The sequence below is a fragment of the Faecalibacterium sp. Marseille-Q4164 genome (genome assembly GCF_017377545.1).
GTDB lineage: Bacteria > Bacillota > Clostridia > Oscillospirales > Ruminococcaceae > Faecalibacterium > Faecalibacterium duncaniae.
Genome location: NZ_JAFREJ010000004.1, coordinates 49984 through 66645 on the forward strand (window position 1 = coordinate 49984; position 16662 = coordinate 66645).

Below are 16662 nucleotides of genomic sequence, written 5' to 3' on the forward strand. Positions count from 1 at the left end.
TTACAGGAGCAGCTCGTTTTCTTTGCGGTCGGAGCAGCGGGCTCTCAGAAAATCGGTCACCTGTGCGACAATGGCGGCATCCACAGACCGGGCGTGAACCGGACAGCGGGAAACACAACGCATACAGGTAATGCACTTGGACGGATCGGTAACGGTGAAGTTATCGTAGGAGATGGCTCCCACGGGGCATTCCCGTGCACAGAGTCCGCAGGAAGTGCAATTGGCATTGACAGTGGGAATCAGCCCGGCCCGCTTCGCTTTGCAGTTATGCTCTCCGGGAATTGGCGGGCAGGTATCGGAGCCGGAAGTGAATTTTTCGAGGATCTGCTTGCCGAAAGCGGTCAGCTGCTGGCAATCGGCATCGTCCGGACGGCCGGCGGCAAATTCAGGCAGCAGACTGTGTGCCGCAACGGCAGAAACTGTGGCAATGGGCTGGAACCCGGCGTTCCGGGCATAGTCTTCCATCTGGGCAAGGGTGTTATCAACGGCACGGTTGCCGTAAACCGCCGCCAGGGCGCAGCGGGCACCATGGCCCTGTAAGAGCGCCAGACGGTCCAGAGCGGGCTGAGGTGCCATGGCCTCAAAAGCTGGCATCGCAATCAGAACGAGGTCATCTGCGCTGAATGGAATGGCAGGTGCGGTAAAGTTCTGTGCGGACAAGTCAATGGTCTGCACATTCGGCCAGGTCTCGGTGAGCGCCTTTGCAGCACGTTCCGTGCCGCCGGTGGGGCTGAAAATGAGTTGGAAGCAGTTCATAAGAAAATCCTCCTTGATGTAAAAAATAAAACTACATCTTAAAATGGAGTATACCACTGAAAAGATGTAGTGTCAATATTTACACCAAAAGGAAAATGCGATAAAATAAGAGAGGGAGGGCTGCGCCTATGCACATCAGCAATAAATGTTCCATTGCGGTGCACTGTCTGATTTTTCTTTCAGAGTACGGTGAAAGGGAAAAAGTGACCAGTGAACTGCTTTCATGCTCGACAGGGTGCAACCCAGTCACCATTCGGAATATCCTCAGTGCCCTGAAAAAAGACGAGATCATCACGGTAAAGCCCGGCACGGGTGGTGCGGCGCTTGCTCTGCCGCCGGAGAAGATCGATCTGTATCGGATCTGTTCCGTCGTAGACCCGGAGGCAATTGATAAAATGATCGGGATCCATGGTTCTCCTTCGCCCTTTTGTCCGGTGGGCCGGAACATCGGCAATGTGCTGGGCAAAACCTACGATACGTTGAAAAATAATTTGATCGCCAGTATGAAAACCATCACGCTGGAACAGATCTTGTCTGATTATCACGCGGTTCTGGCAGAAGAAAAAAATAAGAAGAGCTGAAAATGTAAAACCCCGCCTTTTTTGGCGGGGTTTTATTGCTGTATCCTTATACCTTATTCCAGTCCAGCTCCGTCCAGTCGGTCAGGAACTGGTCGCTGACCTCCCGCAGGGCGGGCTCATCGGACTTGCTGGCGGCATCGGCGATGCCGATGACGCGGAAGCCTGCATCGTGGGCGGTGCGGGCGGCGTAGAGGGAATCCTCACAGACAACGCACCGGTCGGGGTCAGTGCCGCCCAGGCGTGTAAGGGTCTGGAAAAATACATCCGGCCTGCTCTTGTGGAGCGCCCCCTGTGCCTCCACGTAGAAGTCGAAATATTCATCGATGCCCAAACGGGTGAGCACGGTGCGGCACTGGGCGCTCCAGGTGTTGGAGCAGATGCACATGCGGGCACCCTCGGCCTTCAGGCGAGCCAGCAGCTCCCGCACGCCGGGCTTGAGCTCCACGGTCTCGTAGAGCTTGGTGATAACATCCCACATCACATCGTTGTAGTCCTCCATTTTCAGGGGCAGGTCATACTCCCGGATGAGGTAGGCCGCGCCATCGGCCATGCCCATGGTCAGGAGCGTTTTGTGGAGGTCAGATTTTGGGGTGCGGCCATAGCGGGCCAGCAGGGCATCGGGCGCACCCTCCCATACCACGGTCATGCTGTCGGTCAGGGTGCCGTCCATATCAAAGATCCAGTTGTTACAGTGCATTGTTTTACCTCCACCATCGTTTCACACAAGTTAACAAAATTATACCATGGATTTTGTTCCAAAAACAGGGAGAATTTTTCCGGAAAATATGGTATACTTCTGACAGATTTCCAAAGAATGACTAGGAGGCGTTCCAGATGGCACAGAATGATACCCCGGTCAAGGCACTGGTGCTGGCAGGCGGCGGTGCGCGCGGCAGCTATCAGGTGGGTGTGTGGCGTGCCCTGACCGAGCTGGGCTGGCGACCCCAGATCATCACCGGTACCAGTGTGGGCAGCCTGAACGGTGCCATGTTTGCGCTGGACCTGTACGAAACGGCCCGGGATATGTGGATGAGCATCCGCAGCCAGGACGTGATGGAGCTGCCGGAGGAAAACGCCGACCTCTCTGAGCTGCACGCCTTCCTGCGGGAAGTGGTGCGGGACGGCGGCATGGACGTGACCCCGCTGGAAGAGATCGTGGAGCGGGTGCTGGATGAGGATGCCCTGCGGGCTTCGCCCATCCGGTTCGGCCTTGTCACCGTGGAAAAGCGGGGGCTGAAGCCCCGGGAGCTGACGCTGGAGGATATCCCGGCGGGCAAGGTGAAGGATTACCTGCTGGCCTCGGCCGCCTGTTTCCCCGCCCTGCGGGCAAAGCAGATCGACGGGGTGCAGTTCCTGGATGGCGGATACCGGGACAATATGCCCACCGCGCTGGCCCAGAAGATGGGCGCGGAGGAACTGGTCTGTGTTGATCTGGAAGGGGTGGGCATCACCCTGCCCAACCGCACCGGCCTGCCCACCACCATGATCCGCAGCTACTGGGAGCTGGGGGACATCCTCCACTTTGACCCCGATACCGCCAGACGGAACATGGAGCTGGGCTACTACGATACCCGCCGCGCCATGGGATATCTGCGGGGCTGCGCCTATGCCGTTTCCACCAGCGCCGAGAGCTGTGAGGATGCCGCCGCCTTTGCGTGGAAATTCCAGCAGGTGCAGAAGGCGGTGCGGGAAAAATACCCCGTGACCCTGACAGCGGATGCGGCCCTGCTGCTGGCCAACATGAAGGATGCCCAGCTGGCCCCGCTGGAAGCTGCCGCCGAGGATGCGGGCGTGGACCCCACCGTGTTCTATACCACCCGGACACTGGCGGAAGCCTTTTTGGAAAAATGCGACCGGGAGCGCATCGAGAGCTTTGCGCCCCTGTTTGAGGGCAGCGGCAATGCGGCACAGGCCGCACGGGCCGCTCTGCTGCCCAATACGTTCTTACAGGCATTGGTCTGCCGTGCCCTTACCGGGCCGGTACTGCCGGAGGTGATCGAGGAATGAAGGTCTATCAGGGACACAGCGCCTCGCCGGGCCTTGTGATGGGAAAGGTGAGCCGGTTGGAGCGCTGGCACGAAAATTTTTCTGCCGGGCCGTTCAACGCGGAACGGGAACAGCGCCTGCTGGAAAACGCTGTCCGGACAGCCCAGCGTGAGCTGGACGGTATGGCAGACCGCAGCGGCCCCACGGAGCAGGCCATCTTCCTGTTCCAGAGCATGATGCTGGAAGATGAAGGCTTTATGAACGAGGTCAAATTCCAGATCAAGGCGGGCATCAGCGCTGCCGAGGCCATGTACCGTGCGGGCAACCGCTATGCAGAGCAGCTTGCGGCCATGGAGGACAACGCCTACATGCAGCTGCGCAGTGCAGATATTCTGGATGCCGCCCGCCGCGTGGTGAATGTGCTGACCAACCGTCCCCGGGTCTGGCTGGCGCTGGATCACCCGGTGATCCTGGCGGCAGAGATGCTGATGCCCAGCGACCTGTTCAGCGTTCCGGCGGGGATGATCCTGGGCATCATCACTTCGGAGGGCAATAAGCAGAGCCACGCGGCGATCATTGCGCGGGCCATGCACATTCCCTGCGTGGTGCAGGTGGGACGGGAGTTTCTGGACGACTGCGACGGCCGCACCGTGGTGCTGGATGCCAACAACGGCGAGTGCATCCTGGACCCGGATGCCAACACCCGCCAGCAGGCGGTCAGCCGCATCTGTGAGCTGCAGTGGGAGAGCGAGGAAGCCGCCCGCATCAGCGCCCTGCCCAACCGGACAAAGGATGATGTGCCGTTTGAGCTCCTGGCCAACTGCTACGGGCAGGAGGATATTGAATCGGCGCTGCAGGCAGGCGCTTCCGGCGTGGGCCTGCTGCGCAGCGGCTATATGATGCTGCCGGGCCGCCCGGTGGACGAGCAGGAGCAGTTCGTGTTCTATCAATCCTGCATTGCCGCCGCAAAGGGCGGTGTGGTAACGGTGCGCACCTTTGATTTTGGTGTGGACCGCGCCATGGCCGATATCCATAGGGGGCTGGAATCCTCCAAGCTGGGCCTGCGGGGCATCCGCAGCAGCCTGCGCCAGACCCACCAGTTTGAGACGCAGATCTGCGCCCTGCTCCGGGCGGCAGCCCACGGCCCCCTGCGGGTCATGTTCCCCATGGTGACCAACCTCGAAGATTGGGATGAGGCCATGCGGCTGGTAGCGCACTGCCGCCAGCTGCTGCGGGAGCGCGGGGAGGAGTTCGACCCGGACACGCCCTTTGGCGTGATGTTCGGGGTGCCCTCGGCCTGCCTGACGGCTGAGGAATTCGTGGAGCATGGGTGCAATTTCTTTGTCATCGAGACAAACGACCTGACCCAGTACACCCACGCGGTGGATCGGGATATCTCCATTGCCGAGCGCTACTACCGCCCGGCCAGCCACGCAATGAAAAAGCTCATCCGCATGGTGGTGGAGGCTGCCCGGGAGGGCGGGATCCCCGTGACCATCTGCGGCAGCGCGGTGGGCAATCCGGCCAACACCCTGCAATATCTGCAGCTGGGCCTGCGGAGCTTCTCGGTCAGCCCGCAAAACCTCATTGAGGTGAAAAAAGCGCTGATGAACGCGAAAATAAAGTAAACAAAAAGGACGGCATGCGCCGTCCTTTTTGTTTATGTGGAAATAAAAATTACTCCAAGTTGCCAGTCAGGGTCATCACGGCGGAGAGCACCGCCAGCGGGGCGGTCTCGCACCGGAGGATGCGGGGGCCGAGGCCCACCGTTTTCACACCGGCATTGGCGGCCATTTCAGCCTCTTCCACGGCAAAGCCGCCCTCGGCACCGGTGATGAGGGCAATCTTCAGCCGCTGGCCGTCGGCAGGCTGTGCGTCTGCCAGCAGCTGGCGCAGAGGCGCGCCGCCCAGCTCGTAGCAGAAGAGCACGAGATCGTACCCTTCCAGGCTGCGGCAGAGGGCCCCGAAGTTGGGCAGAGGCAGGGCGACATCCGGCAGCACGCCCCGGCCGCACTGCTTGGCGGCTTCAAAGGCGATGCGGTTGTAGCGCTCGTTTTTCTGCTCCTCCTTTTTGGGGGCGGCCACGCAGTACCGGCTGAAGAAGGGCACGAAGTGGGTGCAGCCCAGCTCCACGCCGTGGCGGATGACCTGTTCCAGCTTGTCCTGCTTGGGGTAACCCACGAACAGGGTCACTTCCACGCTGGGCTCGGCAGCGCTGGGATAGCCCGGCTCCACGCTGAACTCCACCGTCTCCGGCCCAAAGCCGGTGATGGTGGCGGTGTATTCCACGGCGTTGCCGTCACATAAGATGACAGTGTCCCCCAGCTTGCCCCGCATCACGCGGGAAAGATGATGGGCATCGGCCCCCCGCAGGGTGGCGGTGCCATTGGAGATTTCGGTTGTAAAATAACGGTGAGGCATAGTGGTTCTCCTTAAACGTCCTCGCCCTCTCAGTCTTTGCTTCGCAAATCCAGCTCCCCCAAAGTGGGAGCCTTTGGCAGTCCACGCAAACTTCATCTTTTTGCCAAGGCCTCTCCCTTTGGGAGAGGTGGCACCGAAGGTGACGGAGAGGGCAAGCCAGCTGAAAGAAATCATGAAAGCTTCTGCAATTACGCTTTTTTGCAGACGATACACTCCCAGCCGCGCTTCTCCTTCACTTCCTGCACGATCAGGCCAGCGGCTTCCAGAGCGGCGATCACCTCGTCCTTGCGGCTGTCGATGATGCCGCTGGCAATAAAGGCGGCGTTTTCGGCCATCAGGCCGGGCACGGCGGGGGCAAGGCTGATGATGGCGTTTGCCACGATGTTGGCGGTGATGATATCGTACCTGCCGCTGGCCTTGTCGGACAGGTCGCCCACCAGAACGGTCAGCTTGTCGGCCACGCCGTTCAGGGCAGCATTCTCGCCTGCGGTGCGCACAGCCACGGGGTCGATGTCCACGCCCTCGGCACTGCCTGCGCCCAGCTTGAGGGCGGCAATGGCAAGGATGCCGCTGCCGGTGCCGATGTCCAGCACCCGCTCACCGCCCCTGACCCGCTCGTCCAGCGCTTCCAGGCAGAGGCTGGTGGTCTCGTGGCCGCCGGTGCCAAAGGCAAGGCCGGGGTCAAGGATCAGCTTGACGCGGTCGGTGTCGTACTCCTGCCAGGAGGGCACGATGGCCAGCCGTTTGCCAATGTCCATGGGGTGGTAGTATTTGCGCCAGCCGTTCTGCCAGTCCTCCTGCTCCACGCCCTCGGTCTCCACGGTGTAGGCGATGCCTGCCGCTTCCATCCGGGCCTGAATGAGGGCCAGCGTCTCCACGGGGGAAGCGCCCGGCTCCAGATACATGTGGATGATCACAGTGTCGCGGGGCTTGTCCAGCAGCTCCTGCTCGATCAGATCCACGTGGGCGATCTCGGCCACCTGCTGCTCGATGTCGCTGTAATCCTCGATATAGATGCCGCCTTCGGCGATCATGGTGGCAACAGCCTCGGCGTTGTCGGCATCGGCCTTGGCCACGGTCAGGCGGATATCAGTCCATTCCATAAAAAGAACCTCCCTGGGTCTTGTGTTTTCTATTTATAAGTATAGTACCCGATTCCGGCGCGGGATGCAAGCGGTTTGAGGAGAAAGGGCAAAAGAAAAGTTTTTTCAAGATCCTGCTCTGAAATGCGCAATAATTCCAAAAAGTTTTTCACGAAAGATGCAAATTCAAGGATTTTTGGTGCAAAATTGCGAAAACGGGCGCAGACCCTATTTCTTTTTTTCGGAGGATGTGTTAAAATATTGTTACGCAATTATGGACAGCCTGCAACCAGAGGCATCCATAACAACAACATTCTTTAAGGAGGAATGTGTCTTATGATGAAGTATCTCCAGAAACTGGGCAAAGCTCTGATGCTTCCCGTCGCTGTGCTGCCGATCTGCGGCATCCTGATGGGTCTCGGCTATGCTCTGGCCCCGGGTGTCATGGGTGTCCCCGGTGCTGCAACTTCCGGTGCAGCTTACACCGTTGGCTTCCTGCTGGTCAAGGCAGGCGGCGCTCTGATCGATAACATGGCATGGCTGTTCGCCATCGGCGCAGCCGTTGGCCTGGCTGATGACCACGACGGTACCGCTGGTCTGGCTGGCCTGGTCAGCTACCTGATGATGCAGCAGCTGCTGAGCCCCGGCGTGGTCAGCATGGTGCGCACCCTGGAAGAGGGCACCGCTACCTACATCGCTTTCCAGAAGGTGGCCGGCAACTCTTTCATCGGCATCCTGGCCGCTGTGGTGGGTGCAGCCTGCTACAACAAGTTCAAGAGCACTCAGATGCCTGACTGGCTGGCATTCTTCTCCGGCAAGCGCTTCGTTGCAATCGCCACCGGCCTGATCTCCATCGTTGTTTCTGTCGCTCTGCTGTTCGTCTGGCCCGTCATCTTCGATGCACTGGTCGCCATTGGCAGAGGCATCGAAGGCATGGACGGTATCGGCGCTGGCATCTACGCTTTCCTGAACCGTCTGCTGATCCCCACCGGCCTGCACCACGCTCTGAACAACGTGTTCTGGTTCGACACCATCGGCCTGGGCGACCTGTCCCACTTCTGGGCAGGCGAGACCTCTGCTGACGTGGGCTGGAGCCTGGGTATGTACATGTCCGGCTTCTTCCCCTGCATGATGTTCGGTATCGCCGGTGCTGCACTGGCCATGGTCCGTACCGCCAAGAACAAGAAGGCTGCCATCGGTCTGGTTCTGTCCGCTGCTATCTGCGCCTTCGTCTGCGGCGTTACCGAGCCCTTTGAGTTCGGCTTCATGTTCCTGTGCTTCCCGCTGTACGTTGTGTACTCCGCTCTGTACGGCATCTTCACCATCATCACCTACTACTCCGGTTTCCGTGCTGGCTTCTGCTTCTCCGCAGGTGCTACCGACCTGGTGTTCTCCGCTTCTCTGCCTGCAGCTGCTAAGACCTGGATGATCATTCCTCTGGGCATCGCTGCATTCGTGGTGTTCTACTTCGTGTTCTACTTCGCCATCACCAAGTTCGACCTGAAGACCCCCGGCCGTGAGGACGAGGATGCCGAAGAGGCTGAGAAGAAGGTCGTTCTGGCCAACAACAACTATACTGAGGTTGCTGCTGGCGTGCTGAAGGCCATCGGCGGCAAGGAGAACGTCTCCAGCGTGGACTACTGCGCTACCCGCCTGCGCTTCACCATTAAGGACTACACCGCTGTGGATGAGAAGGCTGTGAAGGCTGCCGGTGCTGCCGGTGTCATCCGCCCCGACAAGACCACCTGCCAGGTCATCATCGGCACCAAGGTGCAGTTCGTGTATGATGAGCTGAAGAAGATGCTGTAAGCATCCTTCTGAGCACGTTTCCGTGCGGAAGGCTGGTTGCTTCCGCATCCGTTCCCAAACTGTAAAAATGCCGCTGAGGGCGGGCGTTTACGCCCCGCTTTCGGCGGCATTTTGTTTTGTTCACAAACCGGCTACCCTTTTGGCTGGAAAATATGCTATACTGAAAACAACAAAGCAAAATAACAGGAGGTTCCCCATTATGAAGATCATTCGTGCAAAAGATTACAAGGACATGTCCCGCAAGGCTGCCAACATCATCTCCGCACAGGTCATTATGAAGCCCAACTGCGTGCTGGGTCTGGCGACCGGCGGCACCCCTGTTGGCGCATACGCTCAGCTGGTGGACTGGTACAACAAGGGCGACCTGGATTTCTCTGAGGTCACCACCGTCAATCTGGACGAGTACCGCGGCCTGCCCAAGGAGCACCCCGAAAGCTATTGGAGCTTTATGCACAAGAACCTGTTTGACAAGGTCAACATCCGCCCCGAGGCCATCCACCTGCCCGACGGCACCAACCCCGATGCTGCGGATGCCTGCAAAAAGTACAATGAGATCATCCACAGCGTGGGCGGCATCGACCTGCAGCTGCTGGGCCTTGGCCCCAACGGCCACATCGGCTTCAACGAGCCGGGCGAGGCCTTTGAGCTGGAGACCCACTGCGTGGATCTGACCCCTGCCACCATCGAGGCCAACAAGCGCTTCTTTGACGGCAACGAGGATCTGGTGCCCAAGCAGGCCTACACCATGGGCATCAAGACCATCATGCAGGCCCGCAAGGTGCTGGTGGTGGCCAACGGTCTGGCAAAGGCAAAGGCAGTCAAGGCGGTCGTCTCCGGCCCTGTGACCCCCGAGTGCCCGGGCTCCATCCTGCAGATGCACCCCGACTGCATCCTTGTGGCCGATGAGGAAGCACTGAGCCTGCTGTAATTACAGAACCTCTCCGTCATCGCTGACGCGATGCCACCTCTCCTGGTAGGAGAGGCAAGAAAGTAACAGCATGAACTTGGCTCCCCTATCAGGGGAGCTGGCGCGAAGCGCCTGAGAGGTTAGGAGACCGATACTATGATCATCAAAAATGCTCTGATTTATACCCCCCGCCACACCTTTGAGGAGGGGAGCCTGACCATCCGGGAGGGGCGCATCGTGCCCTTTGCACAGCCGGAGGAAGGCGAAGAGATCGTGGATGCCAAGGGCGCTTACGCTCTGCCGGGCCTGGTGGATATCCACTTCCACGGTGCCATGGGCAAGGATTTCTGTGACGGCAATGAAGAAGCCATCCAGACCCTGGCCGATTTTGAGGCCGGTAAGGGTGTGCTGGCCATCTGCCCCGCCACTATGACTTTCTCGGAAGAGATCCTGAACGGCGTGATGGATGCTGCCGCCGCCCATCAAAACGGCAGAGGCGCAGACCTTGTGGGTATCAACATGGAGGGCCCCTTCATCAGCCCCAACAAGGTGGGTGCCCAGAACCCGGAGTATCTCCACAAGGCGGATGTTGCCATGTTCCGCCGCCTGCAGAAGCGGGCAAACGGCCTGATCAAGCTGGTGGATATCGCCCCGGAGGAGCCGGGTGCGCTGGAGTTCATTGCTGCCTGCCATGACGAGGTGCGGATCTCCATTGCCCACACCTGCACCAGCTACGACACCGCCAACGCCGCCTTTGACGCAGGCGCGACCCACATGACCCACCTGTACAACGCCATGCCCGGTATCACCCACCGGGAGCCTGGCCCCATCATTGCGGCGCTGGAACGGGGCGCGGAGGTGGAGCTCATCACCGACAACGTTCACATCCACCCGGCCATGGTGCGGTTCACCTTCAACACCTTCGGGGATGACCATGTCATCCTGATCGCCGACAGCATGATGGCCTGCGGCCTGCCCGACGGCCAGTACAGCCTGGGCGGTCAGGCGGTCACGGTCAGCGGCCCCCGCGCCACCCTGACCGAGCACCCCGGCACCATTGCGGGCAGTGCCACCTGCCTGTACGACTGCATGAAGCGTGCCGTGCTGGAGATGAACGTCCCGCTGGAAAGCGCTGTCCGCGCCGCCAGCGAAAACCCCGCCAAGAGCATTGGCATCGACAATGATTACGGCAGTCTGGCTGCAGGCCGCTACGGCAATGTGATCCTGGCGGACAAGGAACTGAATATTCAGGCTGTCTACCAGAAAGGAACCCGTATCGTATGAACCCCGAGAGCCTGACCTGGCGGCTGCTGACCGCCGAAGAGCTGACGAACGTTTACCTGAACGAGATGCGCCGGGATTTTCCTGCCGGAGAGCTGAAGCCCCTGAGCATGATCCTGAACAGCGAGGCCGCCGGTACCGCCCACACCTGGGGCGTGTATGAGGACGACGCGCTGGTGGCGTATCTGTTGATGGTGCGGCCCGTGGGCTGTGAGGTGAGCCAGCTGGACTACTTTGCCGTTCTGCCCCAGTATCGGGCCGGCGGCATCGGAGCCGCTCTGCTGGCCGCCCTGCCTGACCACGAGAAGGGCGCGCAGGCCATCCTCATTGAAGCGGAGTGCCCTGAAAAAGCGGAGGACGAGGCCATGGCTGTGCGCCGCCTGGGCTTTTACGCCCGGTGCGGGGCCAAGGACACCGGCTGGACAGAGCATCTCTTTGATGCCTGGTTCCGGGTGCTGGTGCTCCCCTGCTGCGGCGGAAAGGTGCGCAGCCCCGAGGAAGCCGTGCGGCAGCTGGCAGACTGCTACCGCCGCACCATGGGCGAGCCCCAGTGGCGCAGGAACGTCACCTTCTACCGCCCCGATGGCGTGGAGGTCGAGCTTTAACGACGGTGCTTTGTCCATCCGTGCAGACTTTCCCGATATGCCAAGGGCTCCCCTATGAGGGGAGCTGGCGAGCGCAGCGAGACTGAGGGGTTGAATTCTGTCCCTTGACAGTCTGGGTAAATATGGTACTATGGTGATAGGAATAAACCAGATCTGAAATGGGAGAAATTTCTGATGCGCAATGTTTTTTCCCGCCGTGATTTTCTGAAAGCATCTGCCGCCGCTGTGCTGGCCGCTTCTGCCGCTGGTGTCCTCACCGGCTGCGATGGGGGCGGCAGCGAGATCCCGTCCGCAACCATCGGGCTGGGTGAGTTTGAAGTGACGGTAGCCGCGGATATGGTGTTGACCGGCGACGAAGTGGTTGGCGATGAAAACGCCAAAAGTTATCTCTGCAAACCCAATGTACGCATCAAGTACAATGGCAGCGGCCTTGTAGGAGATGCGTTCATAAAAGTGTTCCACGCCAAGATCGACAAGAACGAGCTGGAGCTCCAGAACAAGACAGACGTTCTGGTGAAAACCGCCGGTGCGTTCAGCAAAACCGTCGTGCCGCAGTTCAAGGCATCGGTCAGCGACTACGAGACCTTTAAGAAGGGCACGCCGTTCAAGCTGTATGTGACCTTGCAGGGCAAGAATGCTGAGTTTGCTCTGACGAGTGACGGCAAAGTGACAGTCTCCGCTGTCGATAAAGTCTAATATCCCCCAAAAGCCCGAGGTGCACCCGCACCCCGGGCTTTTTTGCGCCCAAATTTTACATTGGAGCAAAAACATGTCCAAACAATTTACCTCGATTTTTCCCGCTTGTGGTCGAAGCGGCTTACCGACTGGGATACAATAGTGCCGTACCCAAGGAAAACACGAAAACAAGAGCCGGGAACGGAAAGCCCGGATGTTTGGAGGACAAATATTATGAAAAAGATCACGCGTCGTTCGTTTCTCACTGTCTGCGGTGCAGTTGCTGCCGCTGCTGCCCTGACCGCCTGCGGCGGTTCTGCTTCCTCTGCTGCAGCTTCTTCTACCTCTGCCGCTGCAGGCTCCACTGCTTCTTCCACCGCTGCTGCCCTGTCCGGCAACGTTGCTACCGGTGGTTCCACCTCCATGAAGAACGTCATCGCTGCCCTGACCGAAGGCTTTGCCGAGGTTGAGCCGGGTGTCACTGTCAGCTACGACCCCACCGGTTCCGGCGCAGGCATCACCGGTGCTACCGATAAGACCCTGGACATCGGCCTGTCCTCTCGTGCCCTGAAGGACGACGAGAAGGCTGATGTGGAGGGCACCACCATCGCTCTGGACGGCATTGCCATCATCGTCAACAATGCAAGCAAGGTGGAGGACCTGACCGTTGACCAGCTCAAGCAGATGTTCACCGGCGAGATCACCAACTGGTCTGAGGTCGGCGGCGACGACGGCGAGATCGTTCTGATCGGCCGTGAGGCTGGCTCCGGCACCCGTGATGGCTTTGAGAGCATCGTGGATGTCAAGGACAGCTGCAAGTACGCGCAGGAGCTGACCGCTACCGGCGCTGTCATCAGCGCTGTGGAGGCCAACCCTCTGGCCATCGGCTACGCTTCCCTGTCCGCTGTGGGCGACACCGTGAAGATGGTCACCGTTGGCGGCGTGGAGTGCAGCGAGGATACCGTCAAGGACGGCAGCTACGAGGTGCAGCGTCCCTTCGTGTTCGTCACCAACAAGTCTGTCACCCTGTCTGAGCAGGCACAGGCTTTCTTCGACTTTGCCACCAGTGCCGATGCTGCTGACCTGATCCGCACTGCCGGTGCTGTTCCTGTGAATGAGTAATTGCGGAAAGCAATGATGCTATGAACAACAAAAAGATTTCTCTCCCCAGAACCCCTGCTGAGTGGCTGGAAGCGGTGATGAACTTCATCTTCTTCCTCTGCGGCATTCTGGCGGTGGGCTGTGTGCTCCTGATCTCGGTGTACATGGTCCTCTCCGGTGTGCCTGCCATCCAGAAGATCGGGCTGTTCCGGTTCCTGTTTGGCACCCGGTGGGCTTCCACCGCTGCCGACCCGGCCTACGGCATCCTGCCCTTCATCCTGTCCAGCGTTTACGGCACGCTGGGTGCCACCGTGATCGGTGTGCCTATCGGCCTGCTGACGGCGGTGTTCCTCTCCAAAGCCGCAGGCCCGAAGGTGCGCACCGTGGTCGTGACCGCCATTGAGCTGCTGAGCGGCATCCCCAGCGTGGTATTCGGCCTGCTGGGCATGCAGGTGCTGGTGCCCGCCGTGGCCAAGACCTTTGGCAAGGCCTCCGGTGCCTGCCTGCTGAGCGCCATCGTGGTGCTGGCGGTGATGATCCTGCCCAGCATCGTGTCGGTGTCGGTCACAGCGCTCAACGCTGTGCCGCCGGAGTATGAGCAGGGCAGCCTGGCTCTGGGCGCAACGGATGCCGAGACCTGGTTCAAGGTCAGCGTCCCCGCTGCCAGGAGCGGCATTGCCGCCGGTATCGTGCTGGGCATCGGCCGCGCCATCGGCGAGGCCATGGCCGTGATGATGGTGGCTGGCAACAGCCCCAACATGCCGGACAGCCTGTTCCGCAGCGTCACCTTCCTGACCACCGCCATTGCCAAGGAGATGAGCTACGCCAGCGGCCTGCAGAAACAGGCGCTGTTCAGCATTGCGCTGGTGCTGTTCGTCTTTATCATGGGCATCAATATCCTGCTCAATGTGGTGCTGAAGGGAGGAAAGCGCGATGAATAACAGTGCTTCTGCCTCCCGCCGCACCTGGAACCGCGTGATGAACGCTCTGGTCTGGGCCTCGGCTGTGCTGGTCATCGTACTGGTGGCGGGCATTCTGGGCATGGTGCTGGTGCGCGGCATCCCGCACATCAGCTGGAAATTCCTGACCACCACCGCCAGTGTGCTGAAGGGCACGGACGGCATCCTGCCTGCGATCCTCAACACGCTGTATGTCATCCTGCTGACGCTTTTGATCGTACTGCCGCTGGGTGTGGGCGCGGCCGTTTACCTGACCGAGTACGCCCAGAACCGCAAGGTCATTTCGGTGATCGAGTTCACCAACGAGACGCTGGCAGGCATCCCCAGTATCATTTACGGTCTGGTGGGTATGCTGGTGTTCGCCCAGACACTGGGCTTCCAGACCTGCCTGCTCTCCGGCAGCCTGACGCTGGTGATCATGAACCTGCCCACCATCATCCGCACCACCCAGGAATCCCTGAAAACGGTGCCCCAGGGCTACCGTGAGGGTGCGCTGGGTCTGGGCGCGGGCAAATGGCACATCATCCGCACCATCGTGCTGCCCTGCAGCATCGACGGCATCGTGACCGGCTGCATCCTGGCCGTGGGCCGCATCGTGGGCGAAAGCGCCGCGCTGCTCTTCACCGCCGGTGCCGCCGAGGTCATTGCCAACGGCGTGTTCAAGGCCTATACCTCCAACGGTGCCACCCTGTCGGTGCTGCTCTACCTCCGTGCCTTTGAGGATGGCGATTTCGACTCCGCCTGGGCCATTGGTGCAGTGCTGCTGGTGCTGGTGCTTGCCATCAATCTGGCAGCCCGGCTGGCCAAAACCAAACTGAAACAGAAGCAGTAAATAACTCCCTCCGTCATCGCTGCGCGATGCCACCTCCCTCACGGAGGGAGGCTTATCCTGCCCGCAACGCAAAAGGCTCCCTCTCAGAGGGAGCTGGCGCGGCATAGCCGCGACTGAGGGAGTCAATACAAGAGGAAAACTATGGAAAACGTATCACCCATTCTCACAGCCAAAAACCTGAACCTCTGGTACGGGGATTTCAAGGCGCTGAAAGATATTTCGCTGGACATGGGCGAGCGGGAGATCACGGCCCTTATCGGCCCCTCCGGCTGCGGCAAGTCCACCTTCCTGAAGACCCTGAACCGGATGAACGACCTTGTGCCCGGGGTCCGCATCGAGGGCGATGTCCGCCTGAAAGGGCAGGACATCTTTGCCCGCGAGATGCAGCCTACTGAGCTGCGCCGCCGGGTGGGCATGGTGTTCCAGAAGGCCAACCCCTTCCCCATGAGCATCTACGATAACATCACCTACGGCCCCAGGCTGCACGGTGTGCACAATAAGGCAGAGCTGGACGAGCTGGTGGAAAGCTCCCTGAAGGGTGCCGCCCTCTGGAACGAGGTCAAGGACCGCCTGAAAAAGAGCGCTCTGGGTCTTTCCGGCGGCCAGCAGCAGCGCCTGTGCATTGCCCGCGCCCTGGCTGTCAAGCCCGAAGTCCTGCTGATGGATGAGCCCACCAGCGCCCTGGACCCCGGCTCCACCATGAAGGTGGAGGAGCTGATGAGCGAGCTGAAAAAGAACTACACTGTGGTCATCGTGACCCATAACATGCAGCAGGCAGCCCGTATCAGCGACCGCACCGCCTTCTTCCTGCTGGGCGAGCTGGTGGAAGCCGGCCCCACGGCACAGATCTTCAGCACCCCGCAGGATAAGCGCACCGAGGATTACATTTCGGGCCGGTTCGGCTAAGGAGAAAAACGCAATGAGCAACCGTACACAATACGAAAATGACCTTGCCGCCCTGAAAACGGCCCTGACCGAGATGGGTCAGAGCGCTGCCGATGCCGTGGAAGCTGCAATGGAAGCCCTCTGCACCGCCGATGCCGAGGCTGCCGCCGCCGTGGCGCAGGGCGATGGCCGCATCAACAACATGGAGCGGGACATTGAGCACCGCTGCATGACCCTGCTGCTCCGCCAGCAGCCGGTGGCAGGCGACCTGCGCCGCATCTCCACCACCATGAAGGTGGTCACGGATGTGGAGCGCATCGGCGACCATGCCTCCGATATCGCGGAGATCATCCCCCATCTGGTTACTGTCCGCAAGGAGGGTGACCCTGCTGTGAGCCAGGCTATCAAGATGGGCCAGAAGGCGCACAAGATGATCCAGGATGCCCTGAATGCCCTGACCTCTGAGGACGAGCAGGCCGCCCTCAGGGTCATTGCTGCCGACGATGAGGTGGACTACGATTTCAACGCCATCAAGCATACGCTGGCGCAGGAGATCGCCGCCGACCCCGGCAAGGTGGATGCCGCCCTGGATCTGCTCATGGTCATCAAATATCTGGAGCGCATCGGCGACCACGCCGTGAACCTGGCCGAGTGGGTGGAGTTCGTCCGCAGCGGGCGTTATCATAACGAAAATATGTTCTGATCTCTTGTTTCTGTAAAAATTTGAGCTTTCTGCAATTATTTCTGTGCCCCGCCCGTATTATAGGCAGAAAGGCTTCCCC

At 59.9% G+C, this 16662-nt stretch carries 17 protein-coding genes; 13 read left to right on the plus strand and 4 right to left on the minus strand.

Features of this window, described 5'->3' with window-relative positions; translation table 11 throughout:
• Positions 1-756: a 4Fe-4S binding protein gene (locus J3352_RS06285; protein ID WP_156066323.1), complete on the minus strand. Its 756-nt coding sequence runs from the start codon at positions 754-756 to the stop codon at positions 1-3.
• A 128-nt stretch (positions 757-884) separates the two neighbouring features.
• Here J3352_RS06285 and J3352_RS06290 point away from each other — a divergent pair, with 128 nt between their 5' ends.
• The gene (locus J3352_RS06290; protein WP_156066325.1) at positions 885-1337 is read left to right on the plus strand and encodes an Rrf2 family transcriptional regulator; all 453 of its coding nucleotides are present in this window, start codon (positions 885-887) and stop codon (positions 1335-1337) included.
• A gap of 46 nt (positions 1338-1383) precedes the next feature.
• On the opposite strand, the gene J3352_RS06295 is transcribed toward J3352_RS06290, so the two are convergent.
• Positions 1384-2034 carry an HAD family phosphatase gene (locus tag J3352_RS06295; RefSeq protein WP_156066328.1) on the minus strand — a complete coding sequence of 217 codons (651 nt, stop codon included), beginning with the start codon at positions 2032-2034 and terminating at the stop codon, positions 1384-1386.
• Positions 2035-2171: 137 nt separating this feature from the next.
• Here J3352_RS06295 and J3352_RS06300 point away from each other — a divergent pair, with 137 nt between their 5' ends.
• Positions 2172-3344 carry a patatin-like phospholipase family protein gene (locus J3352_RS06300; protein WP_005928713.1) on the plus strand — a complete coding sequence of 391 codons (1173 nt, stop codon included), beginning with the start codon at positions 2172-2174 and terminating at the stop codon, positions 3342-3344.
• Positions 3341-4951 (plus strand): phosphoenolpyruvate--protein phosphotransferase, encoded by a 1611-nt coding sequence (locus J3352_RS06305; protein ID WP_156066330.1) that lies wholly within the window; start codon positions 3341-3343, stop codon positions 4949-4951. Before J3352_RS06300 ends, J3352_RS06305 begins: the two co-directional genes overlap by 4 nt.
• Before the next feature lie 49 nt (positions 4952-5000).
• Here J3352_RS06305 and J3352_RS06310 read toward each other — a convergent pair whose 3' ends face one another.
• Positions 5001-5744: a 16S rRNA (uracil(1498)-N(3))-methyltransferase gene (locus J3352_RS06310; protein ID WP_097769788.1), complete on the minus strand. Its 744-nt coding sequence runs from the start codon at positions 5742-5744 to the stop codon at positions 5001-5003.
• A 188-nt stretch (positions 5745-5932) separates the two neighbouring features.
• A complete protein-coding gene (gene prmA, locus J3352_RS06315; protein ID WP_156066332.1) occupies positions 5933-6847 on the minus strand; it encodes a 50S ribosomal protein L11 methyltransferase in 915 nt (304 codons plus the stop codon).
• A 315-nt stretch (positions 6848-7162) separates the two neighbouring features.
• Between prmA and J3352_RS06320 the strand changes: the two genes are divergently transcribed.
• The 10 genes from J3352_RS06320 (at position 7163) to phoU (ending at position 16583) form a co-directional block, all read left to right on the plus strand.
• Positions 7163-8635 carry a PTS transporter subunit EIIC gene (locus J3352_RS06320; RefSeq protein ID WP_156066334.1) on the plus strand — a complete coding sequence of 491 codons (1473 nt, stop codon included), beginning with the start codon at positions 7163-7165 and terminating at the stop codon, positions 8633-8635.
• Positions 8636-8834: 199 nt separating this feature from the next.
• Positions 8835-9563, plus strand: coding sequence for a glucosamine-6-phosphate deaminase (gene nagB / locus J3352_RS06325; RefSeq protein ID WP_035393193.1), 729 nt, complete (start codon positions 8835-8837; stop codon positions 9561-9563).
• 135 nt (positions 9564-9698) lie between these two features.
• Positions 9699-10826 (plus strand): N-acetylglucosamine-6-phosphate deacetylase, encoded by a 1128-nt coding sequence (nagA, locus tag J3352_RS06330; protein ID WP_005928694.1) that lies wholly within the window; start codon positions 9699-9701, stop codon positions 10824-10826.
• On the plus strand, positions 10823-11428 hold the full coding sequence (locus tag J3352_RS06335) for a GNAT family N-acetyltransferase (RefSeq protein WP_097773011.1): 606 nt from the start codon (positions 10823-10825) through the stop codon (positions 11426-11428). Before nagA ends, J3352_RS06335 begins: the two co-directional genes overlap by 4 nt.
• Positions 11429-11602: 174 nt before the next feature.
• A complete protein-coding gene (locus tag J3352_RS06340) occupies positions 11603-12124 on the plus strand; it encodes a twin-arginine translocation signal domain-containing protein (RefSeq protein WP_097773010.1) in 522 nt (173 codons plus the stop codon).
• A gap of 213 nt (positions 12125-12337) precedes the next feature.
• Positions 12338-13225 carry a phosphate ABC transporter substrate-binding protein gene (locus J3352_RS06345; protein ID WP_097773009.1) on the plus strand — a complete coding sequence of 296 codons (888 nt, stop codon included), beginning with the start codon at positions 12338-12340 and terminating at the stop codon, positions 13223-13225.
• 20 nt (positions 13226-13245) lie between these two features.
• Positions 13246-14145: a phosphate ABC transporter permease subunit PstC gene (gene pstC / locus J3352_RS06350; protein ID WP_097773008.1), complete on the plus strand. Its 900-nt coding sequence runs from the start codon at positions 13246-13248 to the stop codon at positions 14143-14145.
• A complete protein-coding gene (pstA, locus tag J3352_RS06355) occupies positions 14138-14995 on the plus strand; it encodes a phosphate ABC transporter permease PstA (RefSeq protein ID WP_097773007.1) in 858 nt (285 codons plus the stop codon). Before pstC ends, pstA begins: the two co-directional genes overlap by 8 nt.
• A gap of 141 nt (positions 14996-15136) precedes the next feature.
• Positions 15137-15901 (plus strand): phosphate ABC transporter ATP-binding protein PstB, encoded by a 765-nt coding sequence (gene pstB / locus J3352_RS06360; protein WP_097773006.1) that lies wholly within the window; start codon positions 15137-15139, stop codon positions 15899-15901.
• Positions 15902-15914: 13 nt separating this feature from the next.
• Positions 15915-16583: a phosphate signaling complex protein PhoU gene (phoU, locus tag J3352_RS06365; protein ID WP_097773005.1), complete on the plus strand. Its 669-nt coding sequence runs from the start codon at positions 15915-15917 to the stop codon at positions 16581-16583.
• Positions 16584-16662 lie beyond the last annotated feature (79 nt).

Coding starts and splice junctions, on each gene's coding strand:
- J3352_RS06340 (WP_097773010.1), top strand. CDS start 11,603: ATGCGCAATGTTTTTTCCCGCCGTGATTTTCTGAAAGCATCTGCCGCC.
- J3352_RS06290 (WP_156066325.1), top strand. CDS start 885: ATGCACATCAGCAATAAATGTTCCATTGCGGTGCACTGTCTGATTTTT.
- J3352_RS06295 (WP_156066328.1), bottom strand. CDS start 2,034: ATGCACTGTAACAACTGGATCTTTGATATGGACGGCACCCTGACCGAC.
- pstB (WP_097773006.1), top strand. CDS start 15,137: ATGGAAAACGTATCACCCATTCTCACAGCCAAAAACCTGAACCTCTGG.
- nagB (WP_035393193.1), top strand. CDS start 8,835: ATGAAGATCATTCGTGCAAAAGATTACAAGGACATGTCCCGCAAGGCT.
- nagA (WP_005928694.1), top strand. CDS start 9,699: ATGATCATCAAAAATGCTCTGATTTATACCCCCCGCCACACCTTTGAG.
- J3352_RS06320 (WP_156066334.1), top strand. CDS start 7,163: ATGATGAAGTATCTCCAGAAACTGGGCAAAGCTCTGATGCTTCCCGTC.
- J3352_RS06345 (WP_097773009.1), top strand. CDS start 12,338: ATGAAAAAGATCACGCGTCGTTCGTTTCTCACTGTCTGCGGTGCAGTT.
- J3352_RS06310 (WP_097769788.1), bottom strand. CDS start 5,744: ATGCCTCACCGTTATTTTACAACCGAAATCTCCAATGGCACCGCCACC.
- pstA (WP_097773007.1), top strand. CDS start 14,138: ATGAATAACAGTGCTTCTGCCTCCCGCCGCACCTGGAACCGCGTGATG.
- pstC (WP_097773008.1), top strand. CDS start 13,246: ATGAACAACAAAAAGATTTCTCTCCCCAGAACCCCTGCTGAGTGGCTG.
- J3352_RS06300 (WP_005928713.1), top strand. CDS start 2,172: ATGGCACAGAATGATACCCCGGTCAAGGCACTGGTGCTGGCAGGCGGC.
- phoU (WP_097773005.1), top strand. CDS start 15,915: ATGAGCAACCGTACACAATACGAAAATGACCTTGCCGCCCTGAAAACG.
- prmA (WP_156066332.1), bottom strand. CDS start 6,847: ATGGAATGGACTGATATCCGCCTGACCGTGGCCAAGGCCGATGCCGAC.
- J3352_RS06285 (WP_156066323.1), bottom strand. CDS start 756: ATGAACTGCTTCCAACTCATTTTCAGCCCCACCGGCGGCACGGAACGT.
- J3352_RS06335 (WP_097773011.1), top strand. CDS start 10,823: ATGAACCCCGAGAGCCTGACCTGGCGGCTGCTGACCGCCGAAGAGCTG.
- J3352_RS06305 (WP_156066330.1), top strand. CDS start 3,341: ATGAAGGTCTATCAGGGACACAGCGCCTCGCCGGGCCTTGTGATGGGA.